The following is a 25,047-nucleotide window of genomic DNA, read 5'->3' on the forward strand; positions in this document are numbered from 1 at the left end:
CTACGTGACATCCTTCCAGCGGCGTACCGTCGAACAGCCGCGCGTGACCCACTCCAGCACCAAGCTCAAGCACTTCGACGTGGGCGCGGAAGGCTATTTCAACCTGCTCAATCACGAGTGGAGCTGGGACGCGACGTACAACTATTCGCGCACCAATATCCGGCAGATCAGCACCGGCAACATTTATCTGCCCAATGCCGCCAACGCGCTAGGCCCGACCGTCACCTTGCCCGACGGCAGTGTTGCCTGCGCCGATCCAGCCGCGCGCGCGGCCGGTTGCGTGCCTTGGAACATCCTGGCAGGCCCAGGCGGAACGCCGCAATCGGTCTGGAACTATGTGGGCTATACCGGCACTGCGCGCCAAGCCAGCCAGACCGACGATATCAGCGCCAACGTCACTGGCGGCCTGTTCGACCTGCCAGGCGGCACGGTGAGCATCGCTGGCGGTGTCGAGCATCGCCGCGAAAAAGGCAACTTCCGCCCTGACGCCAATGATTCGGCCGGCCTGACCACCAGCCTGGCCAGCGCGCCCACGCGTGGCAGCTACATCGTCAACGAAGCCTACCTGGAACTGGATATCCCCCTGTTGCGCGATCTTCCTGGTGCACAAGAGTTGGGCGTCAACGGCGCTACGCGCTATTCGCATTACAGCAACTTCGGTAGCACCACCAACAACAAATACAGCTTCCGCTGGCGTCCAATCGAAGACCTGCTCGTGCGTGGTACGTTCGCCAAGGGCTTCCGTGCGCCAACGTTGGACAACCTGTATTCGGGTAGCGGCCAAAGCTTCGAGACTTTCCTCGATCCGTGCGATAGCGTCTATGGCGCATCCGCTTTCAACCCTGGCGTCGCCGCACGCTGTGGTGCGGCCGGTGTTCCGGCGAACTATCGCCAGATCGATCAGACTGGACGGGAAATTGGCAGTAGCGCCGGCGGTCAGACTCCAACGCCATTCATTTCCACGTCCAACCCGAACCTGCAACCTGAAAAATCCATCACGCGCACCATGGGCCTGGTCTACAGCCCGAACTACGTGCCTGGGCTGGACATCACGGTCGACTACTATGACGTATCCGTGCGCAATCTGATCAGCAGCGTCAATGCGTCTTCGATTCTCAACTATTGCTACGTGCAGAACGTCTCTTCGTTCTGCAACGTATTCAAGCGCAATAGCGAGGGGACCATCACCGAACTCACCGAAAGCCTGACCAACCTGGGCTCGCTGCGCACCCAGGGCTATGATTTCGGCGTCCATTACCGCCTACCTGAAACCGCCATCGGCAGCTTCCGCGTCAGCTCCGACAGCAGCTATCTGAGCAAGTACGAGACGGTCAGCGGGCCTGGTGCCGTCACGCAGAGCAACGCGGGCTTCATGGATGGCACGACGGGGCTTTATCGCCTGCGTTCGAACTTGCAGGTCGATTGGAACCTCAAGCAGTTCGGTGCAACCTGGACCATGCGTTACTTCGCCGGCATGAAGGACAGCTGCTACAGCAACACGGCCGATGCCGTGATCGAGTGCAGTAATCCAAACTATACCAACCCCTGGATCGGTAGCACCGGCATAGCCCGCAAGGGTTCGGTAACCTTCCATGATGCGCAATTCCGCTATACCGCGCCTTGGAAGGGCATGTTCACGGTTGGCATCAATAACGTGTTCAACAAAAAGGGGCCGTACTACTACAACGTCAACGCGGCCGGCACCGGCAGCCCGCCGTACAACCCCTCATTTGACCTCGATCGCTACTTCTATGTCTCGTATAACCAGAAGTTTTGATTTTCGGTAATTGCGCAATGCGAAAAGGCGGGCTAATGCCCGCCTTTTTTTTGGATATTGAAAGGCAAATGTCGAGGGAAAACAGACCCGATCCTGATGCGCGCGCGACCGCACGGATAGCATCAACTGCGCTGCTGTGTTCAGGGCGGCTGGGTGCGCTCCTGGAGAAGCCAAGCGCACTCAATCGCATGATTTTGCGCCCACTAAGAGGAACAGGCGCACCAAACTGGCGCGAAACTTGCGGCCAAACCATCGCCAGACTTTGGGTCGACTCGGTCCATCCAAGTAGATGAAATTTGTACGAAATCTGAAAAAACGACTGAAACATTGACACTGTCTTGACATAATTTTGCGCTACAACAATAAGTTAGCACGACATGCGCACAATTTTTGTGCATTACATATTGCGCTTTCGCATCTTTTTGCCTTAACTTCGACATTACATCGACTGTCCCCACGGCTCAGCGATGCCGACGCATGCTCCCTCCCCAGGGCAGGCATGCGAAATCTAGGGAACCAGACGGAGCTGCAAAAAAGCAGACCGCTGGGGATTTTTTCGGAGTTGCGAACAATATGAAGCAAAAGTCACTGTTGGCCGCTGCCATCGCAGCGGCTCTCGTGGTGCCCGTATGGGCTTCGGCACAGGATGCCGCACCGGCACAGGCCGACCAGAGTCAAACCAAGAACCTGGAAACCATCACGGTGACCGGTTCGCGCATTCGCAGCGTGGACGTGGAAACGGCTCAGCCCGTCTTCACCATGTCCCGCGAGGATATCCAGAAGCAGGGTTACGCCAATGTCGGCGACATCCTGTCTCACCTGACCGCGGCGGGCTCGCCCGGTTACAGCAAGTCGGCCGTGCTGACCTCCAACACCTATGCCGGTGGCTCTTACATCGACATCCGCAGCTTGGGCTTCGCCCGTACGCTGGTGCTGGTCGATGGCCGCCGCTGGGGCACCAATGCCGATGGTTTTACCGACCTGGATACGATCCCGGCCTCGATCATCGATCACATCGACGTCCTGAAGGACGGCGCCTCGGCCATCTATGGTTCTGACGCCATCGCCGGCGTGGTGAACATCATCACGCGCCAGAATATCGAAGGCGGCGACGCCAACGTCTATTTCGGCAAGTACGGCCAGACAGACGGCACCCAGCAGCAATACGACTTCACCTGGGGCAACAAGATCGGCAAGCTGTCGTACGTTTTCAGTGGCAGCTACAACAAGGAAGATCCGGTATGGGCGCGCGACCGCAGCTTCTCGCGCTACCCGGATGGTCCGTATCATTCGAACGTCGGCCTGTCCTCGTACGGCCCGGGCGGCCTGATCCTCAACGGTCCGGATGGTCCGCTCAAGCTCAATGCCGGCGGTGATCCGACCAAGCTCGGCGACTACCACGCCTACGACAAGACCGTCGACAACTACAACGCCTCTCAGCAGATGATGCTGATGCCGGAAACCAAGCGTAAGTCGCTGTACGGCAAGGTCGATTATGCCTTCACCGACAACGTCAGCCTGCATGCCGATGCCGCTTATTCGGAGCGTACGTCGATCATCCAGGTGGCCGGCTATCCGCTGGGCACCGGCAACACCGAAGTCGACGGCGTGTTCCCTGATGGCATCACCATCAGCAAGGACAGCTACTACAACCCGCTGGGTAGCCAGCAAGGCTATGCCGATCCGACGGACCTTGAGTTCCTGCGCCGCGGCGTCGAAAGCCCGCGTATCACCAAGAACACCCTCAAGACCTACCGCGTCGGCGTGGGCCTCGATGGTGCGTTCCAGGCTGGCACGCACAACTTCAACTGGGATGTGAACGCCTACGTCAACAAGAACCACGGCGACATCTTCGGTACCGGCAACTACAACCTGCTGAACCTGGCCCAGGGCCTGGGCCCGTCCTTCAAGGACACCGACGGCGTGATCAAGTGCGGTCGTCCGGGCGCGGTCATCGCCGGTTGCACGCCGGTCAACATCCTCGGCGGCGCCGGTTCGCTTACCCCGGATCAGCTGTCGTACATCGGCGTTACGCCGAACGGTACCTACGGCACCCTGGAAACCGGCCTTTCGGCAAACATCACCGGTGACCTTTTCCAACTGCCCGCCGGCATGGTGCAATTCGCAGGTGGCCTGGAATACCGCCGCAACGCAGGCTTCAATCGTCCGGATGATTTCTCGCAGACGGGCCTGTCGACGGATCTGGCCTCGTCGCCAACCTCGGGTAACTACCACACCAAGGAAGCCTACCTCGAGCTGAACGTGCCGGTGCTGGCTGACCTGCCATTCGCCAAGCGCCTGTCGGTGGACCTGTCGAGCCGTTACTCCAAGTACAGCACCTTCGGCAGCACCACCAACAGCAAGTTCGGCCTGGAGTGGAAGCCGTTCGACGACCTGCTGGTTCGTGGCAGCATCGGCGAAGGTTTCCGTTCGCCGACGATCAACGACCTGTACGGCGGCACCTCGCAGACCTTCGACGTCTACACCGACCCGTGCGATACGGTCTACGGTGCGGCCGCCTTCGGCAATGCCAACGCTATCGCCAGCTGCCGTGCCGCCGGCCTGGGCCCGAACTTCCGCCAGACCGACGCCACCGGCACGCCGGTCGACTCCGCTCCTGCGCAGTCGAATACGCCGTTCCTGTCCGGCTCCAACGCCAAGCTCAAGCCGGAAACCTCGCTCAGCAAGACCCTGGGCCTGGTCTATAGCCCGAGCTACGCCGATGGCCTGAACATCTCGCTGGACTGGTACAACATCCGTATCAACAACATCATCAGTGCCGTGAGCTCTGACGATGTGCTCGACGACTGCTATCTGCGCGGCATTGCTTCGGCATGCGGCGAGTTCCAGCGCAACGCGGACGGCCAGGTCGTCAACCTGGTCCATACGCTGACCAACCGCGGTCGCCTGGAGACCGAAGGTTACGACTTTGCCGTGACGTATCGCCTGCCGAAGTTCTCGTTCGGTAACTTCGTCATCCACTCGGATAACAACTACGTCAGCAAGTTCAACAATGCACCCGGCGGCGACAGCCCGACGATCTACTCGGTCGGCCAATACTCCACCTGGCGCGTGCGTTCCAATGCCAGCCTGGATTGGGACCTGGGCAACTTCGGCGCCACCTGGGGCATCCGTTACTACTCGGGCCTGAAGGAAGATTGCGTGTTCGAATGCAATCTGCCGAACTACTACACCCCGGGCGTCGGCATCACGCCGAAGCGCCAGGTCGGTGCGGTTGCGTTCAACGACCTTTCGCTGCGCTGGCATGCGCCGTGGAACGGCGAGTTCTCGATCGGTGCGAACAACGTCTTCAACAAGAAGGGCCCGTTGTTCTACACCGCTTCGAGCAACACGATCGGCAACAGCGGCTTCGTGTACAACCCGTCGTACGACTACGGTCGCTACTTCTACCTGCGTTACAACCAGAAGTTCTAAGCTCTCACGAGCCAGCGCTTCGAAAAAAGCGGACCTTCGGGTCCGCTTTTTTTTGCCTGCATGCCTGGTGACGTCATCCCTACGAAATGGCTTGAGGCCAACGCGTTAAAGAATGACGGGATCGTCCGGCAGCTCGTCGCGGTGTTTGGACCCTGCGGCCGGAAAATACTCAGCCAGCAACCGTTGTGTCGAGGTCACACCTTCGATCAATCCCAAGCGCCAGTCCTGGTGAGCGAAACGAGCGAGCATGGCCTGGCAGATATCTTTCCACGCCGCTTCATCGACGTATCGCGCGATACCGCGATCCACCACGATCTCGATGCGGCGCTCGGCAAGCAGGATGTACAGCAGCACGCCATTGTTGTGTTCCGTATCCCATACACGCAGCCTGCAAAACACCTCCTCGGCCCGAGCCCTGACCGTCTGTCCACCGAGCACACCCAGCGGCGACAGCCTTGCCTCGATGGCAACGCGAATTTCACCGCGATGAGTCTTCTCGCCTTTGGCCACCAGGGCACTGACTTCATCGAGCAAAGTCGCAGGAAAATGCCTGGGCAACTGCATCCAGCCGCCGAAAAGATTGCGCCAAACGCGCACGATCAGTGCCATATCACCAGCTCCCCGACGAACCGCCACCGCCGAAGCTACCGCCACCACCACTGAATCCGCCGCCGCCGCCGCCGCCGCCACCGCCACCGCCGCCGCCGCTGCCCCTTCCCCAGCCGCCTCCTCCGAGGCCACCCCAACCGCCCCAACCACCCCCGCCAATCGAACGTCCTCCTTGCGATGGCAACAGCATGAACAAGCCACCGAAAATCGCGCCGACCACCCCCATGAACAGGGATGCCACTACCCACAGGATCACGCCAACCGCTGCGCCACCCAGTACGGCACGCCCCACGGCAGGAAAGCGGGAGAAAATGCCGCGCAAGAAAAAGGCAGCAAACAACCCGACCATCAGCGCGGTCTGCATATCCACGCCACGATGCTCACGCACGACAGGTTCCACAGGAGGCGGCAGCGACTCGCCATCAATCAATTGAGTCAGGGCTCCCACAGCGTCATGGATGCCGCCGTAGTAATCGTTGTTGCGGAATTTCGGCGCGATGTATTCGCGCGTGATACGCGCAGTCGCCGCGTCAGGCACCGCCCCCTCCAATCCGTAACCGACCTCCATGCGAACACGGCGATCATCCTTGGCGATCAGCAGGAGCAACCCGTCATCGGTGCCTTTGCGCCCGATCCGGTTGGATTCGGCCACCGCCAGCGAATAGCTCTCCAAATCCTGCGGCGCGGTACTGCTCACCATCAGCACCAGCAATTGAGCACCCTTGCGCTTTTCCAACGCAACCAACTGCGCATCGAGTTGATCGATCTGCTGCGCGGTCAGCGTGCCGGTGAGATCGGTGACATGACGCACCAGATGAGGAACCGGCACATCCTCGGCGCGACTCGCGGTCATGGCGAAAAGCATCGCCAGCATCCATACGCCAGCAAAGCAGGAACGCCAGCACGTGATCTTGAAGAGCCTCAACATAAAGCCTCGCTTTTCCAGGATCAGCTACAGGAGCAATGCCCGGCGCAAGCAGCACTCGAATTCAGTGGGCGCTGGCGGGCGCGGCCGGCTTCGAACCGAAATCAACCGTCGGGGCCGTGGCAATCGCTTTTTCGTTCTCCACGGTGAAATTCGGCTTGACCTTGTAGCCGAACATCTTCGCGGTCATGTTGTTGGGAAACGTGCGGATCATCGCGTTATATTCTTCGACAGATTTGATATAACGATTTCGCGCGACGGTAATGCGGTTTTCCGTGCCTTCCAGTTGCACCTGCAAGTTCTGGAACAGATCGCTGGCTTTCAATTGCGGATAGTTCTCGCTGACCACCATCAGTCGCGACAACGCGCTGGACAGCTCACCCTGCGCCTGCTGGAACTGTTGCAGCTTCTGGGCATCGTTCAGCGAATCGCCCGATATCTGCACCGAACCGACCTTGGCACGCGCATTGGTCACCTGGGTGAGCACGCTTTCCTCATGCTGGGCATAACCCTTGACCGTATTGACCAGGTTCGGCACCAGATCCGCACGGCGCTGGTATTGGCTCAACACTTCCGCCCAGGCCGCCTTGACGGCCTCGTCCTGACGCTGAATGGCGTTATATCCGCAGCCAGAAAGGCCGATGAGCATCACGAGCAATGCCATGATACGTAAAGCTTTCATTAGGCCGATCTCCTTGGGTGGATAGCCCATTGCACCATTCGGCGCGGCGTCGTGCAATCTTGCGCTTGACTTCCGGCACTGCTCCAAAGAAACCAGGCGCGATACCCTACAGTCACAGTCGCCGGAGGGCGATTCATTCAGAGATTCAAAGGGAGGGGAAACGATGAAAAGTCCATGGGGAAGGCTGGTCGTTCTGGCTATCGCATCGGCGCTGTCGATGCATGCAGCGGCGCAGGACATGAACGACAAGGCCAATCAGGAAATACTCGATGCCATGCGCCGGACATCCACGGTAGGGCATCCAGATGAGCATGGCGAGTTCCAGGGCATGCAGAAATTCGCTCGCGGCGACTACGCTGGCGCGATGCAGGATTTCAAATATGGCGCGCGCTTCGGCGACAAGCTTTCGCAGTTGAGTATTGGCTTGATGTATCTCAACGGCCAGGGCGTGGAGAAAGATCCGGTCACTGCGTTCGCCTGGGTCGCGATCTCTGCCGAGCGCCAATACCCTCAGTTTCTCGCCACGCGAGATCGCATCTGGAGCGGTCTTGACGACCAGCAGCGCGAAAAGGCGAAAATACTGGTCGAGCAGCTCTATGCCGACTACGGCGATCCGGTGGCCAAGCCTCGTCTTGCCCATGCCATGCACCAGGCACTGGCCGATATCACCGGTACCGGTATGACCTATGCGACCGGCAATGACGTGATTTCCCTTACGCCCGACTACTACAAACGCGATTGCAACGCGCCGACCATCAATGGCGCACCCGTCGATGGTTGCAGCGACACGCTGCAGGACAAAACGCGATGGGACCCGGACCAATACATGAAAACGCGTGATGGCATGTGGCGTGGCACCGTCACGGTAGGACAGGTCGATGGCGACGGCACGTCGCCAGATAACGGCAGGAAGACCAAATAAATACCCTGACACATACCGCGCCAGCTCCCGGCTCCAGCGGCGCGCTGATCAAAACCAGCGCGCCCCCAGGATCAAAGCCCAGCTGAGGAAGGTCAGCAGCAACAGCAGGAAGACCGCGGCCGAGCCCATGTCCTTGGCTCGGCCGGCCAGTTCATGAAACTCCGGGCTGACCTTGTCTACCACCGCCTCTACCGCCGAATTGAGCAATTCCGCGCTCAGCACCAGCAGGATCGGCGTGATCAACGCCAGCTTCTCCAGCGCGCCCTGCCCCAGCCACAGACCGGCCGGCACCAGGATGATGGCCAGCACCACTTCCAGCCGGAACGAAGCCTCGAAATCCCAGCCGGCCCGCAGGCCCTTCATCGACCACTTGAGCGCAGCCCAGACCTGACGGGGACCACGGAAACCCTGCGCTGCCATGTCTCAGCAGGCCTCGCCTGCACGGAATGGGGTCTTGGCCGGGAGAAAAGGGCGGAAAAACATCAGCATGGGCAGGGCCTTGGGGCTCTTGAGCAACCGTTCAGGGCGAGCATCATGCCACACCCATCCTGGGGCCGGCTTAGCCCAGGCGCGGTTCGCGCAAAATCCTGCCTGGTGCGGCGCAGCGCGCCCTGTGGCACGGATCGGGTACCCTTGATCGCTTGTGGCCTTCGACAGGGGCCCGTTCGCCGGTCGCTCCGCGACCGTTGTATGAACCGCGTACGGAACAGTTATGCCAATCCAGAATCCACCGGTCTCGCAGACCCGATCCTTCACCACCGTTTTCATGATCGAGATGTGGGAGCGCTTCGGCTTCTACGGCATGCAGGTGCTGATGGTCACCTACATGATGAAGAAGCTTGGCTTCGTCGATACCAAGGCCAATCTCGTCTGGGGTGCCGCCGCGGCGTTGATCTACGCCACACCGGCTATTGGTGGCTGGATCGGCGACAAGCTGATCGGCACGCGCCGCACCATGCTTACCGGCGCGGTGGTGTTGGCCATCGGCTACGCCATGCTGTGGATTCCTTCCAGCAACCCGACCCTGCTCTATGTCGCACTGGGTGTGATCGTGGTCGGCAACGGCTTCTTCAAGCCCAATGCCGGCAACCTGGTGCGCAAGATCTATGAGGGCGATGACACGCGCATCGACAGCGCGTTCACCATCTACTACATGGCCGTCAACATCGGCTCGATGATCTCGATGACGGCCACGCCATGGATTCGCGACTACGTGGGCAAGAACTACGGCGATTCGCTCGGCTGGCACACGGCATTCGGTTCCTGTGCGGTGGGTCTGGTGCTGGGCCTGGTCAACTACATGCTCATGCAGCGTACGCTGTCGCATATCGGCTCCGAGCCCGATGCGAAGCCGATCAACGTCAAGCGGGCTGCCTTGTTGTTCGTAGCCTCGCTGGTGATGGTGTTCGTCGCGGCGGGCATCCTGCAAAGCCTGCTGATCGCCAAGGGCGCCGTCGCGCTGGCCGGCATCGTGATCCTGTGCATCTTTGGCTACCTGATCGCCAACAGCCGCAAGAACGAGCGTTCGGGCCTGATCGTGGCGCTGGTGCTGACGGTGCAGACGATCTTTTTCTTCATCTTCTACGCCCAGATGGCGACCTCGCTGAACCTGTTCGCACAGCGCAACGTAGACCTGAATTTCAGCCTGTTCGGTATGCCGTTGTTTACCTGGATTCCCGAGCAATACCAGAACCTCAACGCGATCTGGATCGTGATCCTCAGCCCTGTGCTGGTATTTATCTACAACTCGCTCGGTCGCGCCGGCAAGGACCCCTCCGTCGCCGCCAAGTTCGCCCTGGGCTTCGCCGCCGTGGCGGTGGGCTTTTTCATGTATGGCCTGGGCGCGACCCATGCGGTTAACGGCCAAGTATCTTCCTGGACCATGGTATGGGGTTATGGCCTGTACTCGCTGGGTGAATTGCTGGTCAGCGGCCTCGGCCTGGCCATGATCGCGCGCTACGTCCCGGCTCGCATGGGCGGCTTCATGATGGGCGCCTATTACGTTGCCGTGGGTATTTCGCAGTACCTGGGCAGCATCGTGGCCAATCTGGCCAGCATCCCCTCGGATATCAAGGATCCGATGCAATCGCTGCCGATCTATGTGAACCTGTTCAACAAGCTTGGCATGGTCGGCATTGCCTGCACCGTGATCGCACTGGCCGTGCTACCGATCATGAAGAAGCTCTCCAACAGCCACGCCCAGGCCGACGCGCCCACTGCGCTGCCAGCCGTGCATAGCGAAGAGCCGGCCTGACGACCCAGCTTGCCATCGCGCAGTAACATAGGCCGGCAGCATTTCGCTGCCGGCCTTTTTTGTGGAACCCATGGGATACCGATCACGCCAGGCGCAATTGCAACGCACCGGCCCCGCGGCTCTTGCCCGCACGCTGGCATGGCTGCGCCTGTGCGCCATCTCCGGTCAGAGCCTGGCTGTGTTCTTCTGCTCCTTGTGGATGCACTTGAGCATTCCATTGCTGCCATTGCTGGTGGGTATTGGTGCGCTGGCGATCTTTTCCGTATTCGCCGCCTGGCGTCTGACTCAGCCGGCTCCGATGCGCGAATGGGAAACCATCGTCCATGTCGGCGCCGATACCCTGGTGCTCGGTTACCTGCTGTATTTCACCGGCGGCGCCAGCAACCCGTTCATCATGCTGTTGCTGGTGCCCATCGCCCTGAGCGCGGCGGCGCTCTCGGTACCTGCCGTCCTGGCCATCGCTACCCTGGCCGGGGTTGCCTACCTGGCCCTGCTGGTGTGGTATGTGCCACTGCCCGAACCGCCGCAGGATGCCTTCATCGGCGATATCGCGCTGTACATCGCCGGCATGGGCGTGAACTTCGTCATCAGCGCCCTGCTGCTCGGTTTCTTCATCAATACCCTGGCGCGCAACCTGCGCCGGCAGCAGACCGAAATGCAACGCGTCCGCGAGCGCGCCTTGCGCGATGAGGGCATCCTGGCTATTGCCACCCAGGCAGCGGGCGCCGCGCATGAACTGAACACCCCGCTATCGACCATGCGCACCCTGCTGCCTGAGCTGCAACGCGAACATGCCAACGACCTGGCGCTATCGGATGATCTTCAATTGCTGCGCGACCAGGTGGATCGGTGTCGTACCATCCTTCGCGAGATGGTCGCCTTCGGCAAGGCGCAACTCTCGCAGGAGCCGGAGCGCCATACCGTGCAACGCTTCATCAACAGCTGCCTTGAGCGGTTCCAACTGCTGCGACCGGAAGCCGAGCTGACGCTGGACATCCAACCCGACGCCGCCGACGTGGTACTGCGCACGCCACCGGGTTTGCGCCACGCGCTCATCAACCTGCTCAACAATGCCGTGGATGCTTCGGAAATGAAGCAAACGGCTGCGGTCAGCCTCGATGTGCGGGTTCAAGCCGGCTGGCTGGAGCTGACCGTTCGCGATCATGGCCCGGGTTTCGACGAAGACCTGGAACTGGCACAGTTGGGCCTGTCGCAGAAGGTCAGCGGACTGGGTATCGGCCTGGCGCTGGCCGAAGCAACGGCCGAACGCCTGGATGGCGAGCTGATCGCGGATAATTACAAGGACGGCGCGCAGATGTGCCTGCGCCTTCCGCTGGCCGTCGTAGCTGCCAGCGATAACCAAGTTACCCGGAGCCCTGCCCCATGACCGATTCGCCGAACACGACGCCAGCCCAACCGCTGCTGATCATCGACGACGACCCGACCTTCGCACGCGTGTTGGCTCGTGCCTTGGGATCACGAGGCTTTGAAGTCATCACCGCCAGCAACGCCGACGAGGCGCGCGCCATGACGCGGCGCCATCATCCACGCTACTGCGTGCTGGACCTCAAGCTCGGCGAAGAGAATGGCTTGCGGCTGATCCCCGAACTGAAAGCCCTGGTGCCGGATATCCGCGTGCTCCTGCTCACCGGCTACGCCTCCATCGCCACTGCCGTGGAAGCGATCAAGCGTGGTGCGCATGACTATCTGTCCAAGCCCGTGGATGCCGATGCGGTGGTGCGCGCGCTGCTCGATGGCGACAACGCGCCGAGCGAAGAAGATGTCATCGATGCTCCCGAAGCGCCACTGGCGCTGCGTCGCCTGGAGTGGGAGCACATCCAGCGCGTGCTCACCGAATGCGACGGCAACATTTCCGAAACCGCTCGCAGACTAGGCATGCACCGCCGCACACTTCAACGCAAGCTGAGCAAGCACCCGGTGAGAGAAAGACCTGAAGGTGGCGAGTAAAACCGCACGCTGCGCGAGCTGTGAAGAGTCAAGAGCCAAGGTCGGCAACGTTGCTCTTCCTCTTCACTCATCCGATGCGGATGGAAGCGGCTCGCCGGTGCCGTCGTCTTCATCGCCATAGAGCGCTACATGCGGTACACCGTCAGCACCGATCCAGCCGCGATACATGCCGTCGGTATTGAAGGGCATGGCAATATGGCCGTCAGCATCGAGTGCGATGGCACCGCCGTTGCCGCCCATGGATGGGATTTCCTGATTGATGACCTCCGCGGCAGCGCGATCGAGTGGTACGCGCATCTGCGTCACACGCATGCAGATTTCATGTGCCGCAACCGTGCGGATGTAGTACTCGCCCCATCCAGTGCCAGAGACGGCACAGCCGGAATCGGCATAGGTGCCCGCGCCGATGATCGGAGAGTCGCCCACGCGGCCATAGCGCTTGTCGGTAATGCCCCCCGTGGATGTGCCTGCCGCCAGGTGTCCGGCCACATCGAGCGCCACGGCACCGACGGTACCGAAGTGCTTGGCGGTCTCCTCATCCGCATGCGGCTTGCGCATGCGATCTTCCTTCAATGCCTTTTGCAACTGCTGCCAACGCTCCTCGGTGCGAAAATAGCCAGGATCGACCAGGGCGATACCCACTTCCTTGGCAAATGCTTCCGCACCCTCGCCAACCAGCATGACATGCTCGGATTTCTCCATCACCGCACGCGCAAGCAGGATGGGGTTCTTCACCCGGTGCAGGCCGGCCACCGAGCCGGCACGTAGCGTAAAGCCATCCATGATCGCCGCGTCGAGCTCGTTCTTGCCGTCATGGGTGAACACCGCCCCCTTGCCTGCATTGAAATTGGGGTCATCTTCCAACAGCACGATCGCCGCCGATACGGCGTCGATCGCCGCCTTGCCGCTCTTGAGCTGGGCATAACCGGCCTGTAAAGCCTGGGTCAGCGCCGCACGCACTGCTTTTTCCCGCGCTGGACTCATGTCGCGCTTGATCACCCCGGCCCCGCCGTGGATGACCAGCACTGGGCCGGCATGCACCGCTCCGGCCATGCTCAACGCAGTCATGGCGACAAACAGGTACTGCTTCACGCGACGCTCTCCGGGATAGATGTCGTGCCCGGAGTATAGGATGTCCGATGTGGATGCTCAGCCGTATGGCATCGCCAACCGGGGGACAAGATCAACCGAATGATCAAAACGTGACCGACCGCCGGCTGCCGCATCCAGGCTCATGGGCCGCACCGGCGCCCTTAAACTCTCGCTCCGGTGGTATGCGGCTCGCGGGCCTGATTCCCCTTGCAGCAAGGCGACCCGCGAGACCTCACACCATGCCCCTCGCAGCCCAGGTTCATGGTCACGCCGATGAAGAAGCTGTGCTCGATCTTTGCCTGCCCCGCCGCGCCCCCAGTCAGCGACGTGCGGGCCAGCGCAATGACAACACCGACAACAACGCCGTCGTCAACGCCACGAGGGGCGGCAACAAGAGAGAAAGCAGGGAGTCGGGTGGATTCATGACTCACTTTTCCAGTAAGGGCCGGCGTGATCGGCCCGTTCCATATCAGCAACCCTGGCTTGGCGTCAGCTTCAACGTAAGCGTGTGATCGAAACCTGGCTTGCCGTTCTGCGCCTGCATCTGCTGTCCGATCATGATCGTCGCCTCCTGGTTGGGCAGCGTGCGTACGCGGGGATGAGTCGGCTCCTTGAGCGTACCGCCCGTCACTTCAGCCGATATCTCCAGCAAGCCGCCTTCGGCAGCATCCACGCCCACGGAGGCCTGCCAGGGAGCGATTGCCTTGTCATCACCCTCGGTCAGTTGCACGCGCTGGCCTTTGATGAGGCAACTCTTGATGTGCAGGGGATCGGCACGGCCGCTGCTGACAACGTCCAGGTTAAGCAGGTAGTGCCCTTCCGTGAGCGGCACGCTCGTAGGTGCTCCGGCACCCGCATAGGCAGCGCCGCCAGCGCAAGCCACCAGCAGCGCCACGGCGGTGCTGCCCCAAACACGTTTCGAACGACTGATCCTGGCTTTCTGCAACATGGCTATCCGCTCCGTTAAGGGATGACGAGGGGACCACGCACAACCCCATGGCAACGCAGCATGCGTTGTCTGTGTCTTGAGCATGGCCAAGGCATAACGACGGCGTTGACCTGCATGCTCGCGCAGCACCGCCGCATCGCAAGCCAGTTCCTGATCGTGGCGCCACGCACGCAGCGCCCACCAGAGCAGTGGGTGAAACCAGAAAATGCAGGCACACGCTTGCGCCCATGCACACCACCAACCATCGCCGCGACGAATATGCATGGCCTCATGCGCGAGGATGAGTCGGCGCTCGCCCTCGTCGTAGCGCTGGGCAAAATCACCAGGCACCACGATGCGCGGACGCCACATGCCAACCATGGCCGGCCCGACCGAGCAATCGCACGCCTGCCAGATGCGCAGCCCTCGCATGGCTGCAGGCCAGGACGTACCTGCGCGGATACGCCGCAGGAAACCCAGTTGGCTCCAGCAGGCAAATGACAACGTAAGCAGCGCACCTATCAACCACACCACCGGCAACCAGGTCGTGCCTACCGTCGAAAATGGCAGGCTTGCCGCCATGCGTTCATGCGCGATGTTCGTCACCGTCACGATCAGCGGCGGCAAGGCTGGCAGATGCATGCCCTGGCCGTGAGGTAACACCGTGGCCAGTACAGCCAACGGCGGCATCGCCCACAAAGGGAAGGCCACACTTGCGCCCAGCCAACGTCTGACCGGATGGCGCAGTAACGCAACGGCCAGCACAGCCAGCGTGAATACCACCGTGATCGCGCGCAATACGGACAGCCAGGACTCAAGGCTGGTCATCGTCCATGTCCTCCAGCAGTTGCTTCAACTCCGCGATATCCTTGCGACTGAGCTTGCGCTGCTCGGAAAAGTGCGCGACTAGTGGAGCGATACGACCGTCGAACAAGCGGTCGAGCAGGCCCTTGCTCTCCTGCGATACGTATTGCTCACGCGTCAGCTTGGGCGAGTACAAGTATTTGCGTCCTTCCCGCTCGGCGCGCACGGCCTTCTTCTTGAGCAGTCGATTAAGTAGCGACTTGACCGTGCCCTCCTGCCAGCCCTGCTGCGGCCCCACGTCGGCAAGAATTTCCTCGGCACTGCGCGGCGCCTGCCGCCAGAGCACATCCATGACTACCGCTTCGGCTTCACTGATCGACACAAGTCACCGTTTACATGTGTAAGCGACACTAACGATTACATGCGTAAACGTAGCTCGTCAAGCCCAGCAAACCGCCGCGCGCCGGCTTGGACCTTCGTACAGCGTGGGGCTGCCCCCGATCCGTCGTATGCTAGGCAGCTGACTCTCCCCAGTTAGAAGGCATCGCAATGGACAAGGTTTTTGCAAACGCGAAGCAGGCCCTGGACGGATTGCTGTCCGACGGCATGACGATCGCCGCGGGCGGCTTCGGCCTGTGTGGTATCCCGGAGAACCTGATTGGCGCCCTGCTCGAGGCTGGCACCAAAGGCCTGACCATCGTCGGAAACAACGCCGGCGTGGACGATTTCGGCATGGGTCCCTTGCTCAAGACTCGCCAAGTCAAGCGCGTGTACGCCTCATACGTGGGCGAAAACAAGGAATTCGAGCGCCAGGTGCTGGCCGGCGAGCTGGAGCTGCACCTGGTTCCCCAAGGCACTCTGGCCGAAAAGCTGCGCGCCGGTGGCGCGGGCATTCCCGGTTTCTATACACGTACCGCGTTCGGCACCAAGCTGGCCGACGGCAAGGAGACCAAGACGTTCGGCGACAAGGAATACGTGCTCGAAGAAGCCATCCATGCCGATCTTTCCATCGTCAAGGCATGGAAGGGCGACCGATTGGGCAACCTGGTGTTTCGCAAGACCGCACGCAACTTCAACCCGATGATCGCCACCTGCGGCAAAACCTGCGTGGCCGAAGTGGAAGAACTGGTGGAGATCGGCGAACTGGAACCGGACCAGATCCACGTGCCGGGCATCTACGTCGATCGCATCATCCAGGGCGAGAAGTACGAAAAGCGCATCGAATTCCGCACCATCGCCGGCGCCAATACCGGCAAGGAAAGTCCGATCCGCGTGGCCATGGCGCAGCGCGCCGCCAAGGAACTGCGTGACGGCTTCTACGTGAACCTGGGTATCGGCATTCCCACCCTGGTCGCCAACTACATTCCCGAAAACATCGACGTCACGCTGCAATCGGAAAACGGCCTGCTCGGTATCGGTCCGTTCCCGGACGAGGCCCACGTTGATCCGGACCTGATCAATGCCGGCAAGCAGACCATCACCAGCCAGCCCGGATCGAGCTATTTCTCCAGCGCCGAATCGTTTGCCATGATTCGTGGGGGCCACGTGGACCTGTCCATTCTCGGCGGCCTGGAAGTGTCGGCCAACGGCGACCTCGCCAACTGGATGGTGCCCGGCAAGATGGTCAAGGGCCCTGGCGGCGCCATGGATCTGGTCAGCGGTGTCAAGCGCGTCGTTGTATTGATGGAGCACACCGCCAAAGATGGCTCGCCCAAGATCAAGGACCAGTGCGACCTTCCGCTTACCGGCAAGGAAGTCGTCGATCTCATCATCACCGACCTGTGCGTGTTCGAAGTGAACAAGGGCAAGGGCCTGAAGCTGATCGAGCTGCACGAAGGCGTGACACTCGAAGACGTCAAGGGCAAGACAGGGTGTGAGTTCGAGGTAGGGCTTTAATGGAGTGAGGTCGCCCGCTGACGCGGGCTGTCAGGAGTTAGGTCGCCCCCTCGTGGGCTGTCAGGAGCGAGAGCGAGCTGAAATTTTCGAGCCGCTTTTGCGCCCCTAACTCCTAACTCCTGACAGCGAAGCAGCACTACACATTCGCTGGCAACGGCTGCGGAAATTTCACCCTCGCGATGTGCTGTCGCCCTTCGCGAGTCTGCAGTTCCAGTTCCCAGGCGAAGCGTTCACTGATGCGGCGGGCGATGGCCAGTTCGAAGCCGTGGCGGTCCACCGCGTTGTCCTGGTCATCGGACTGGCTGGTTACGGAGATCACGCCAGGCAGTACGGTCACCACGATGGTGCCCTGCTCGGCCTGCTGACAAGCGTTGCGGATCAGCTGCCAGCACAGCACCGAGAACACCTGCGGCGAGCCATGCAGAGCAAAGCTGGCCGGTTCTTCGAGCACCAGTTCAATCGGGCGACCATGCAGCAGGTCGCGTGCATCATCAAGTTCCCGGCGAATGACTTCATTGACCACGAAGTCTTCCATGCTCAGGCCGTTGTCCGACTCGCGCGCCAGGATCAACAACGCTTCCACCAGCGAGCCCATCTCCCGGCTTGCACGCTTGATGCGTTGCACGGATCGCTGACCGAACTCACCCAGTGCCGACTCATCGGACAACATGTCCGCCGACATCTTGATTACGGTCAAGGGACTGCGCAGCTCGTGACTGGCATCGCGGGTGAATTCGCGCTCGCGCTGGTTGTAACTGGCGATACGACTGGCGAAGCTGTGCATACCGCGCGCCAGTTCGCGCACGTCGGACGTCGAGCGCCGCGGCATGCGCTCTTCAGCCCATCCGGATGGATCGGGCTTACGCTCGTCCCAACAGCGCATCACGCCAATCAGGTGATGCACCGAAGACCATTCGCGTCGCGCCGCCATCCAGCCGAGGATGCTGATGATGACCACCAGCAACAACACGGCCGGAAGCGGAGCGACGTTGAACGCGCCCATCAAAGACACAATGATCAGTGCAAGCAATTGAAGACCGAAGATCAACGCAATGCGTTGATAGAACGTTCCACCTTGCGAGCCCGATTTGTGCGAATTGCCCCTGCTGGTTTCCATAGGAAAGCCGCCGGCCCCGGAGGGCCGGAGTTACATGGCCGACGCCACCTCCGTTTCAAGGTCCGCAAGACGGTAGCCGGCCGAGTGGATGGTATGCAACAGCGGGCGTTCGAACGGTTTGTCGATGACCCGGCGCAGGTTATAAAGATGCGAGCGCAGAGTGTCCGAATCGGGCAGTGTGTCGCCCCAGATCTCGCGCTCGATATCACGGCGACTGACCACGCGCGGCGATTCGCGCATGAGGATGGCTAACAGCTTCAGCCCGATCGGCGACACAGTCAGTTCTTGACCACCGCGCGTCAGTCTTAGTGTGGCCGTGTCGAGCGTCATGTCGCCCACGGTCAACACTTCGGTAGATACCTGGCGGCGGTCGCGGCGGATCAGTGCACGCAGGCGTGCCTCCAGTTCGCGCACCTCGAACGGCTTGACCAGATAGTCGTCGGCGCCGGCTTCCAGGCCCACCAACTTGTCTTCCAGCGTATCGCGGGCGGTCAGCATCAGCACTGGCGTGGACTTCTTGGCATCCTTGCGCAGCTTACGGCAGACATCCAGGCCGTCCATGCCGGGCAGCATGAGATCCAGAACCACCACGTCATAACTGTTGGACACAGCCAGATGCAGGCCACTCACACCATCGGCGGCGTAGTCGACGGAATATCCCCGGCGTTCGAGGAATTCACCCACCATCTCGGCGATCTGCCGGTTGTCCTCTACCAGTAGTACCAAACCGGCTTGCTCGTCACGTGAACTCATTCTTGCCTCCCGCTCGCTGAGGGATTTCACAAAGGTGAACAGCTAACGATTAAGCCGGTGACAAGTGCGTGAAATCGTTTTCGACCAGTTCAGCAGCGTTTAGGAATCCTCTTTAAACGCGAGGAGTGAGTGGGGGAAGTGAGGGCGGGCTCGTCGCGGCTGGCCAACTCGGCTCTTTTCTCACCACTCACTTTTTATCTTCCAGCCTTTCGCTCTAGAGCAAGGGCTGCAAGTGCTTCCACACCGTATCGAGCACCATCGGCTCACCGGCAGCGACGGGATGAAGGCCATCGTCCTGCATCAGTTCGGGCTTCAAGGCCACACCGTCGAGCAGGAACGGCACCAGCCCAGTGTGTTTTTGGCCAGAAAGGTCGCTGTAGATCGCACGCAGACCATCGCGGTACTGGGGCCCGTAATTCACCGGCAATTCGATGCCCAGCAACAGTACCTTCGCCTTGGCCGCCTGGGCTTGGTCGATCATCGCCGCCAGGTTGGTCCGCAGCGCATCCAGCGGTAGACCGCGCAAGCCATCGTTGGCGCCCAGTTCCAGCACCACGATCGACGGCTTGTACTTGGTTAGCAGGGCCGGCAAGCGATTGCGGCCGCTCAGCGAGGTCTCTCCGCTGATACTGGCATTGACCACGGACCAACCCGGCTCCATCTTCGTCAGGCGGTCGCCCAGCAAATGCACCCATCCGGCCTCCACCGGGATATTGTGCGCGGCCGACAGCGAGTCGCCGAGCACCAGCACCGTCTTGGGTGTGGCTGCCTGGGTTGTCCCTGCCGCCAATGACAACAGCAGTACTACAAGGAAACGAAGCATGAGTGGTCCATCCCGTGTTCTTCTCGATGCCCGCGATGTTAGCAAGTCGGTACGAGGCCCCGAGGGGCAGTTGGATATCCTCAGCAGCGTGAGCTTGCAGGTGCATTCAGGCGAGAGCTTCGCCATCGTGGGCGCCTCGGGCTCGGGCAAGACCACCTTGCTAGGCCTGCTGGCCGGCCTGGACACCCCCACCAGCGGAAGCATTGCGTTGGATGGCCATGCGCTGGAACAGCTCGACGAGGAAAAAAGAGCGGACTTGCGCCGTCGCCTGGTCGGCTTCGTGTTCCAGTCGTTTCATTTGCTGCCCGCGCTGACCGCCGAGGAAAACGTGATGCTTCCGCTGGAGCTGGAAGGCGCCAGCGATGCGCGATCGCGCGCGCGCGAAGCCCTGGATGCAGTGGGCCTGGGCCACCGACGCCACCACTATCCGGCGCAGCTTTCCGGCGGCGAGCAACAGCGCGTAGCCATCGCACGCGCCTTCGTGCACGGCCCACGCCTGCTCTTCGCCGACGAACCCACTGGCAACCTCGACCAGCGCACCGGCCATCACGTCAGTGATTTGTTGTTTGCGCTCAATCAGGATCATCACACCACCCTGGTGCTGGTGACGCACGATTCACGCCTGGCTGCGCGTTGCACGCGACACGTGGAACTGGATAACGGCCGCATCCTGCGCGTGGTCAACCAGGGCGAGAGGGCCGCGTCATGAGTTCGATGGATGGCATGCGCGCTGTCGCCGCGCGCATCAAGGAGGCGATGGCATGAAGCTGATCCTGCTTGCCTTGCGCAGCCTACGTCGGGAATGGCACCTGCCTGAGCTGCGCACCCTGGCCGCGTCGCTGGTGCTGGCCGTGGTGGCTCTGGGCGTGGTCGCTACGCTGACCGCTCGCGTCGAACGCGGCATGTTGGCCAGCGCCGCCGAACTGATTGGCGGCGACATCGGCATCAGTTCGCCCCAGGCCCTGCCGCCCAGCTACACCGATGACGCTACCCGGCTCGGCTTGAAGACCAGCCGTGGCGCGAGTTTTCCCAGCGTTGCGTTCGTGCACGACCAGAGCCAGTTGCTCGACGTTCAGGCCAGTGACCAGGCCTATCAGTTACGAGGCACGCTGGAAATCATCGACGCCCAGGGTCACGACCACACCGACGCGCATGCACCTGGCGCTGGCGAGGTGTATCTGGATCATCGTGCGCTGGTCGCCCTGGGCCTCAAGCCCGGCGACTCATTGCAACTGGGCGGCCGCAACCTGCACATCGCCGCCGAACTGGTCCGCCAGCCGGATGGAGGCGAGTTGCTGCCGCTGGCACCGCGTGCGCTCATGAGCCTGGAAGATGCCGAACAGGCGGGCCTGCTCGGTATTGGCAGTCGCGCGCGCCATCGCCTGCTGGTTGCCGGCGATCCCGACCCGGTACGCCGCTGGCGCGCCGCCGCCCAGGACAGCAAACTGCCACAGGGCGCGGAACTGATGACGCCGGAACAGACCCAGGAACGCATGCGCAGTGCGTTCGATCGCGCCGGTTCGTTCTTGCGTCTGACGGCGCTGCTCTCGGCACTGCTGGCCGGCGTGGCGATCGCGCTGGCCGCCCAGCGCTACGCGCGCCGCAAGACACACGAAGTGGCATTGCTGCGTGCCATCGGCACCCCACGCCGGCGCGTGCTCGGCCTGCTGGTGGGCACCCTGGCCGCGCTGGCCATCCCGTCGGCGGCCTTGGGCATCGTGCTGGCCCTGGGCCTGGCGCAGGGCGCCTGGAGCTTCGCCAGCCAACTGTTTACCGCCGTGCCGACGGAACTGCCTCTGGGACCGGCGTTTGCCGCCGCGGCCATGGGTATCGCCGTGCTGGCGGGCTTCGCCCTGCCTCCGCTGGCGCGACTGGCGGAGGTGCCCCCGGTGGCGGTGTTCCGTGACAGCGTCACTCGCCGGGTGCGACGCTTCGACAGCCTGTACGCGGTACCCGCCATCGTGGCCGTGGCCCTGATCTGGACCCAGAGCGGCTCGGCCCGTCTGGCTGGCATCCTCGCCGTGAGCCTGGTCGGCGTGGCGGCCATCGCCGCCCTGCTCGCGGCGCTGCTACTGTGGGCCGCCCGTCGCGTTGCGCCGGGAGTCCATCCGGCATTGCGCCTGGGATTGGCGGCCTTGGCCCGACGGCGTGGCATGAGCCTGATCCAGGCTACCGCGTTGAGCTTGGGACTGGTGGCGTTGTTGCTGTTGGCAATCGTAGCGCCTGCGCTACTGGAAGGCTGGCGCCGCGAATTACCTACCGATACGCCCAACTGGTTCGTGCTCAATTTGCAGGATGACCAACGCGACAGCTTCGAACACAGCGTCACCACACTGGGCGGGCAGAAGCTCAACATGCTGCCGCTGGCCGTGGGCAAGCTCACCGCCATCAACGGCACGCCCGTGGACAGGCTGCCACTGGACGAACGCGCCAAGGATTGGGCCGATCGCCAGTTGCGCCTGTCATGGGCCGGCGAACTGCCACCGAGCAACCAGATCGAGCAGGGCCAATGGGCTGGCTCCCACCCTCCGCAGGCCGAGGTATCGGTCGACGTGAGCTGGCGCGACATGTTCCACCTCAAGCCTGGCGACACCATGAGCTTCAACGTGGGCGAAGGCAACATCGATGCCAAGGTCACCAGTATCCGCAAGGTGGATTGGAGTTCGTTCCGGGTGAACTTTTTCCTGTTGCTTGATCCGGCGCATGCCAAGGATCTGCCGCACACATGGATCGCCAGTTTCTATCTGCCGCGTGGACACACACAGCAATTGGCCACTTTGTCGCGCGATTACAGCAACCTGAGCCTGATCGATGTGGACTCCCTGCTGGACCGGGTGCGCGAGATCGTCGACCGGGTCAGCAATGCCGTGCGCTGGGTGCTGGGATTCAGTCTGCTGGCGGGCGCGTTGGTGCTGGCTGCCGCCTTGGCCGCCAGTGCGGCCGAACGGCGCCACGAAGCCGCCTTGCTTCGCACCCTGGGAGCGCGCCGATTCCAATTGCGCGCGGCCGCAGCCTGTGAATTCGCCTTGCTTGGCCTGGTCGCCGGCCTGACCGCGGCGCTTGGCGCGATTGGCACTGGCATCTGGATGGGCCGGGCAGTGTTCCATATCGATGGCTTTGTGCCACCGTTAGTGCCGCTGTTTGTCGCCGCGCTGGTCGCCGCTGTCGTGGTGATGCTGCTCGGCCTGGCGGGCACGCGTACCGTGACGCGCACATCACCGATGCGCCTGTTGCGGGAGGGCTGACAATTCGACGATCCTCGGCAGGCGCGACTTCATTCGCGAAGCCGCCTGCGATCCCGTCGCAGATAGGGGTTGTTAAAACCTCCACGTCGCGACCTCATCGCGACTTGCTTCGCGAATGAATCCGCTCCTACCAGGCAAGGCAAGTCACGGCCTGGAGGTTTTAAAACGCTAATCTGCGACTGAAGTCGTCGCCACCAATGGACATCTTGCGGAAATCATGAGTCGTCTCGAAAGCCTCTACCAGCGCCTGAAACACGAATGGCTGCTGCTATTGTTCGCGCTGCTGGCGGTCGTGCTGGCGATCGCCGATCCGCACGGGTGGCGTGACTATCAGCGCTGGCTGCGCCTGCCCACCCTGGCCGGGCTGTTCGGCTTGATGCTGGCCATCCAGGGAATTCGCGACAGCGGATGGGTACAGCGCATTGCGGTATCACTGGTCTCGCGAATGCATTCGCTGCGTGGCTTGGGACTGTTGCTGGTGACGTCCACCGCGTTGCTTTCCACGGTGCTTACCAATGATGTCAGCCTGTTTCTGCTGGTACCGCTGACCGTGGCCATCGGCGCCATGACCAACTTGCCCGTGTTGCGCATGGTGATCCTGGAGGCTTTGGCGGTGAATGCCGGCTCCACCATCAGCCCAATAGGCAATCCGCAGAATCTTCTGCTGTGGCAATACCAGCACCTGCCCTTGCTCACCTTCGTACGCGTGATGCTGCCGGCAGCCGCCGTGATGTTTGCGCTGGTAGCTCTGCTGACATGGTTCTGGCTGCCGCGCGCCCGCATCGAGCTCGACAACGAGCGGCTGGATCACCCGCAGGCAAGCATGCAACTGGGTCTGCTGTCACTGGTGGCGCTATCGATGATGGTCCTGATGATGGAAAACGGCCAGGCGTTGCTCGGTGCCGGGCTTGTCATCGTGCCGTTCTTGATCGAACGCGGCCCCTTGCGCCGCCTCGACTGGCTGCTGCTGGCCACTTTTGCTGCCATTTTCCTGTCCCTGGGCCATCTGGCCGAACTGCCATTGGTGCAGAACGCCCTGAGCCATCTCGACCTTGATCGCCCGCTCAACCTGTACCTGGCTGGCATCCTCGCCTCCCAGGTTATCAGCAACGTACCGGCCACGGTGCTTCTACTCGACCATGCCTCCGATGCCATGGCTCTGGCCGTCGCCGTCAACGTTGGCGGCTTCGGCCTGGTCATCGGCTCGCTGGCCAATCTCATCGCCCTGCGCCTGGCCAGACAACCGGGCTCCATGGCACTTTTCCACCGCGTGTCGGTACCGTTCCTGCTGGTGTGCGGGCCAGCGGTTTATGGCGTGTGGATGGTGATGCATCGGTGAGGTCGCTCGCGCCAGCGACTTCACTCAATCGTCATCATCGCGCGGCACGCTCACCTTGCCCGCGATCTCGGACTTGTGCACGTCGCCGCTGCCCTTGGCGCCGAGGCTGAAGTCGCCGCGCACGTTGTGCACGCTGAGGTCGCCAGAGCCGAGCGTATCGGCACGGACATTACCGCCCACATGCTGCAACGTGACATCCCCTGAGCCGATGCTGCCGATCTTGGCGTCACCCTTGATGTCGTGAAACTTGGCATCGCCCGAGCCCACCGAGCCGATCTGCAGGCTTCCAAGCGTGCTGCCGTCCATGTCGCCGGAACCGACGCTGCCGATAAAGACTTCGGCAATGTCGTTCACATGCAGGTCGCCCGAACCAACGTGACCTTCAACGTGCTGCACGCCGCGCACCCAGCCGTCGCCCGAACCGACGTTGATCGCCACCGGCATCTTCGAAGGCAGGGTCACGTTGATGTCCAGGTCA

At 61.7% G+C, this 25,047-nt stretch carries 20 protein-coding genes and 1 pseudogene; 10 read left to right on the plus strand and 11 right to left on the minus strand.

Going from position 1 to position 25,047, the window contains the following annotated elements; translation table 11 throughout:
• Nucleotides 1-1,777 (plus strand): TonB-dependent receptor domain-containing protein (locus VF436_RS00665; protein ID WP_330902035.1); only part of this gene is annotated, 1,777 nt, incomplete at its 5' end.
• Nucleotides 1,778-2,350: 573 nt separating this feature from the next.
• Nucleotides 2,351-5,212, plus strand: a complete 2,862-nt coding sequence (locus tag VF436_RS00670) for a TonB-dependent receptor plug domain-containing protein (protein ID WP_330902036.1) — start codon at nucleotides 2,351-2,353, stop codon at nucleotides 5,210-5,212.
• 105 nt (nucleotides 5,213-5,317) lie between these two features.
• Here the strand turns inward: VF436_RS00670 and VF436_RS00675 are convergent, their stop codons facing one another.
• From VF436_RS00675 to VF436_RS00685, 3 genes are all read right to left on the minus strand, one after another.
• Entirely contained in the window at nucleotides 5,318-5,821 is a 504-nt protein-coding gene (locus VF436_RS00675; RefSeq protein WP_330902037.1) for a TPM domain-containing protein, read from the minus strand.
• Between the two features lies 1 nt (nucleotide 5,822).
• Nucleotides 5,823-6,686, minus strand: a complete 864-nt coding sequence (locus VF436_RS00680; protein WP_330902038.1) for a TPM domain-containing protein — start codon at nucleotides 6,684-6,686, stop codon at nucleotides 5,823-5,825.
• Nucleotides 6,687-6,810: 124 nt separating this feature from the next.
• Nucleotides 6,811-7,428 (minus strand): LemA family protein, encoded by a 618-nt coding sequence (locus VF436_RS00685; protein WP_330902039.1) that lies wholly within the window; start codon nucleotides 7,426-7,428, stop codon nucleotides 6,811-6,813.
• A 163-nt stretch (nucleotides 7,429-7,591) separates the two neighbouring features.
• On the opposite strand from VF436_RS00685, the gene VF436_RS00690 reads away from it, so the two are divergent.
• Nucleotides 7,592-8,350, plus strand: coding sequence for a sel1 repeat family protein (locus VF436_RS00690; RefSeq protein ID WP_330902040.1), 759 nt, complete (start codon nucleotides 7,592-7,594; stop codon nucleotides 8,348-8,350).
• Nucleotides 8,351-8,398: 48 nt separating this feature from the next.
• On the opposite strand, the gene VF436_RS00695 is transcribed toward VF436_RS00690, so the two are convergent.
• Nucleotides 8,399-8,770: a diacylglycerol kinase gene (locus VF436_RS00695; protein WP_330902041.1), complete on the minus strand. Its 372-nt coding sequence runs from the start codon at nucleotides 8,768-8,770 to the stop codon at nucleotides 8,399-8,401.
• A 292-nt stretch (nucleotides 8,771-9,062) separates the two neighbouring features.
• On the opposite strand from VF436_RS00695, the gene VF436_RS00700 reads away from it, so the two are divergent.
• The 3 genes from VF436_RS00700 to VF436_RS00710 all read left to right on the plus strand — a co-directional run bounded on the left by VF436_RS00700 (nucleotide 9,063) and on the right by VF436_RS00710 (nucleotide 12,572).
• Nucleotides 9,063-10,604: an oligopeptide:H+ symporter gene (locus tag VF436_RS00700; RefSeq protein ID WP_330902042.1), complete on the plus strand. Its 1,542-nt coding sequence runs from the start codon at nucleotides 9,063-9,065 to the stop codon at nucleotides 10,602-10,604.
• Between the two features lie 70 nt (nucleotides 10,605-10,674).
• Complete coding sequence (locus VF436_RS00705) at nucleotides 10,675-11,991, plus strand: ATP-binding protein (protein ID WP_330902043.1); 1,317 nt, start codon at nucleotides 10,675-10,677, stop codon at nucleotides 11,989-11,991.
• Entirely contained in the window at nucleotides 11,988-12,572 is a 585-nt protein-coding gene (locus tag VF436_RS00710; protein ID WP_330902044.1) for a response regulator transcription factor, read from the plus strand. Before VF436_RS00705 ends, VF436_RS00710 begins: the two co-directional genes overlap by 4 nt.
• Before the next feature lie 63 nt (nucleotides 12,573-12,635).
• On the opposite strand, the gene VF436_RS00715 is transcribed toward VF436_RS00710, so the two are convergent.
• The 3 genes from VF436_RS00715 to VF436_RS00725 all read right to left on the minus strand — a co-directional run bounded on the left by VF436_RS00715 (nucleotide 12,636) and on the right by VF436_RS00725 (nucleotide 15,778).
• On the minus strand, nucleotides 12,636-13,640 hold the full coding sequence (locus VF436_RS00715; protein ID WP_330902054.1) for an isoaspartyl peptidase/L-asparaginase: 1,005 nt from the start codon (nucleotides 13,638-13,640) through the stop codon (nucleotides 12,636-12,638).
• A 493-nt stretch (nucleotides 13,641-14,133) separates the two neighbouring features.
• On the minus strand, nucleotides 14,134-15,420 hold the full coding sequence (locus tag VF436_RS00720) for a M56 family metallopeptidase (RefSeq protein WP_330902045.1): 1,287 nt from the start codon (nucleotides 15,418-15,420) through the stop codon (nucleotides 14,134-14,136).
• Nucleotides 15,407-15,778: a BlaI/MecI/CopY family transcriptional regulator gene (locus VF436_RS00725; protein ID WP_330902046.1), complete on the minus strand. Its 372-nt coding sequence runs from the start codon at nucleotides 15,776-15,778 to the stop codon at nucleotides 15,407-15,409. Before VF436_RS00725 ends, VF436_RS00720 begins: the two co-directional genes overlap by 14 nt.
• A gap of 167 nt (nucleotides 15,779-15,945) precedes the next feature.
• Between VF436_RS00725 and VF436_RS00730 the strand changes: the two genes are divergently transcribed.
• Nucleotides 15,946-17,292 carry a 3-oxoacid CoA-transferase gene (locus tag VF436_RS00730; protein WP_330902047.1) on the plus strand — a complete coding sequence of 449 codons (1,347 nt, stop codon included), beginning with the start codon at nucleotides 15,946-15,948 and terminating at the stop codon, nucleotides 17,290-17,292.
• 136 nt (nucleotides 17,293-17,428) lie between these two features.
• Here VF436_RS00730 and VF436_RS00735 read toward each other — a convergent pair whose 3' ends face one another.
• The 3 genes from VF436_RS00735 to VF436_RS00745 all read right to left on the minus strand — a co-directional run bounded on the left by VF436_RS00735 (nucleotide 17,429) and on the right by VF436_RS00745 (nucleotide 20,069).
• Complete coding sequence (locus tag VF436_RS00735; RefSeq protein WP_330902048.1) at nucleotides 17,429-18,409, minus strand: HAMP domain-containing sensor histidine kinase; 981 nt, start codon at nucleotides 18,407-18,409, stop codon at nucleotides 17,429-17,431.
• A 30-nt stretch (nucleotides 18,410-18,439) separates the two neighbouring features.
• Nucleotides 18,440-19,162 carry a response regulator transcription factor gene (locus VF436_RS00740; protein ID WP_330902049.1) on the minus strand — a complete coding sequence of 241 codons (723 nt, stop codon included), beginning with the start codon at nucleotides 19,160-19,162 and terminating at the stop codon, nucleotides 18,440-18,442.
• A 214-nt stretch (nucleotides 19,163-19,376) separates the two neighbouring features.
• Complete coding sequence (locus VF436_RS00745) at nucleotides 19,377-20,069, minus strand: arylesterase (protein WP_414649790.1); 693 nt, start codon at nucleotides 20,067-20,069, stop codon at nucleotides 19,377-19,379.
• Between VF436_RS00745 and VF436_RS00750 the strand changes: the two genes are divergently transcribed.
• From VF436_RS00750 to VF436_RS00760, 3 genes are all read left to right on the plus strand, one after another.
• Nucleotides 19,984-20,694, plus strand: coding sequence for an ABC transporter ATP-binding protein (locus VF436_RS00750; RefSeq protein ID WP_330902051.1), 711 nt, complete (start codon nucleotides 19,984-19,986; stop codon nucleotides 20,692-20,694). The genes VF436_RS00745 and VF436_RS00750 overlap by 86 nt on opposite strands.
• A gap of 52 nt (nucleotides 20,695-20,746) precedes the next feature.
• Nucleotides 20,747-23,230 carry an ABC transporter permease gene (locus VF436_RS00755; RefSeq protein WP_330902052.1) on the plus strand — a complete coding sequence of 828 codons (2,484 nt, stop codon included), beginning with the start codon at nucleotides 20,747-20,749 and terminating at the stop codon, nucleotides 23,228-23,230.
• 217 nt (nucleotides 23,231-23,447) lie between these two features.
• The gene (locus tag VF436_RS00760) at nucleotides 23,448-24,569 is read left to right on the plus strand and encodes an SLC13 family permease (protein ID WP_330902053.1); all 1,122 of its coding nucleotides are present in this window, start codon (nucleotides 23,448-23,450) and stop codon (nucleotides 24,567-24,569) included.
• Between the two features lie 24 nt (nucleotides 24,570-24,593).
• Here the strand turns inward: VF436_RS00760 and VF436_RS00765 are convergent.
• A pseudogene (locus VF436_RS00765) lies at nucleotides 24,594-25,047 on the minus strand (hypothetical protein); the annotation flags it as partial.

It is taken from the genome of Dyella sp., assembly GCF_036384435.1.
Classification (GTDB): domain Bacteria; phylum Pseudomonadota; class Gammaproteobacteria; order Xanthomonadales; family Rhodanobacteraceae; genus GSA-30.

Coding starts and splice junctions, on each gene's coding strand:
- VF436_RS00720 (WP_330902045.1), bottom strand. CDS start 15,420: ATGACCAGCCTTGAGTCCTGGCTGTCCGTATTGCGCGCGATCACGGTG.
- VF436_RS00755 (WP_330902052.1), top strand. CDS start 20,747: ATGAAGCTGATCCTGCTTGCCTTGCGCAGCCTACGTCGGGAATGGCAC.
- VF436_RS00675 (WP_330902037.1), bottom strand. CDS start 5,821: ATGGCACTGATCGTGCGCGTTTGGCGCAATCTTTTCGGCGGCTGGATG.
- VF436_RS00670 (WP_330902036.1), top strand. CDS start 2,351: ATGAAGCAAAAGTCACTGTTGGCCGCTGCCATCGCAGCGGCTCTCGTG.
- VF436_RS00750 (WP_330902051.1), top strand. CDS start 19,984: ATGAGTGGTCCATCCCGTGTTCTTCTCGATGCCCGCGATGTTAGCAAG.
- VF436_RS00710 (WP_330902044.1), top strand. CDS start 11,988: ATGACCGATTCGCCGAACACGACGCCAGCCCAACCGCTGCTGATCATC.
- VF436_RS00760 (WP_330902053.1), top strand. CDS start 23,448: ATGAGTCGTCTCGAAAGCCTCTACCAGCGCCTGAAACACGAATGGCTG.
- VF436_RS00705 (WP_330902043.1), top strand. CDS start 10,675: ATGGGATACCGATCACGCCAGGCGCAATTGCAACGCACCGGCCCCGCG.
- VF436_RS00695 (WP_330902041.1), bottom strand. CDS start 8,770: ATGGCAGCGCAGGGTTTCCGTGGTCCCCGTCAGGTCTGGGCTGCGCTC.
- VF436_RS00735 (WP_330902048.1), bottom strand. CDS start 18,409: ATGGAAACCAGCAGGGGCAATTCGCACAAATCGGGCTCGCAAGGTGGA.
- VF436_RS00690 (WP_330902040.1), top strand. CDS start 7,592: ATGAAAAGTCCATGGGGAAGGCTGGTCGTTCTGGCTATCGCATCGGCG.
- VF436_RS00685 (WP_330902039.1), bottom strand. CDS start 7,428: ATGAAAGCTTTACGTATCATGGCATTGCTCGTGATGCTCATCGGCCTT.
- VF436_RS00700 (WP_330902042.1), top strand. CDS start 9,063: ATGCCAATCCAGAATCCACCGGTCTCGCAGACCCGATCCTTCACCACC.
- VF436_RS00730 (WP_330902047.1), top strand. CDS start 15,946: ATGGACAAGGTTTTTGCAAACGCGAAGCAGGCCCTGGACGGATTGCTG.
- VF436_RS00740 (WP_330902049.1), bottom strand. CDS start 19,162: ATGAGTTCACGTGACGAGCAAGCCGGTTTGGTACTACTGGTAGAGGAC.
- VF436_RS00680 (WP_330902038.1), bottom strand. CDS start 6,686: ATGCTTTTCGCCATGACCGCGAGTCGCGCCGAGGATGTGCCGGTTCCT.
- VF436_RS00715 (WP_330902054.1), bottom strand. CDS start 13,640: ATGACTGCGTTGAGCATGGCCGGAGCGGTGCATGCCGGCCCAGTGCTG.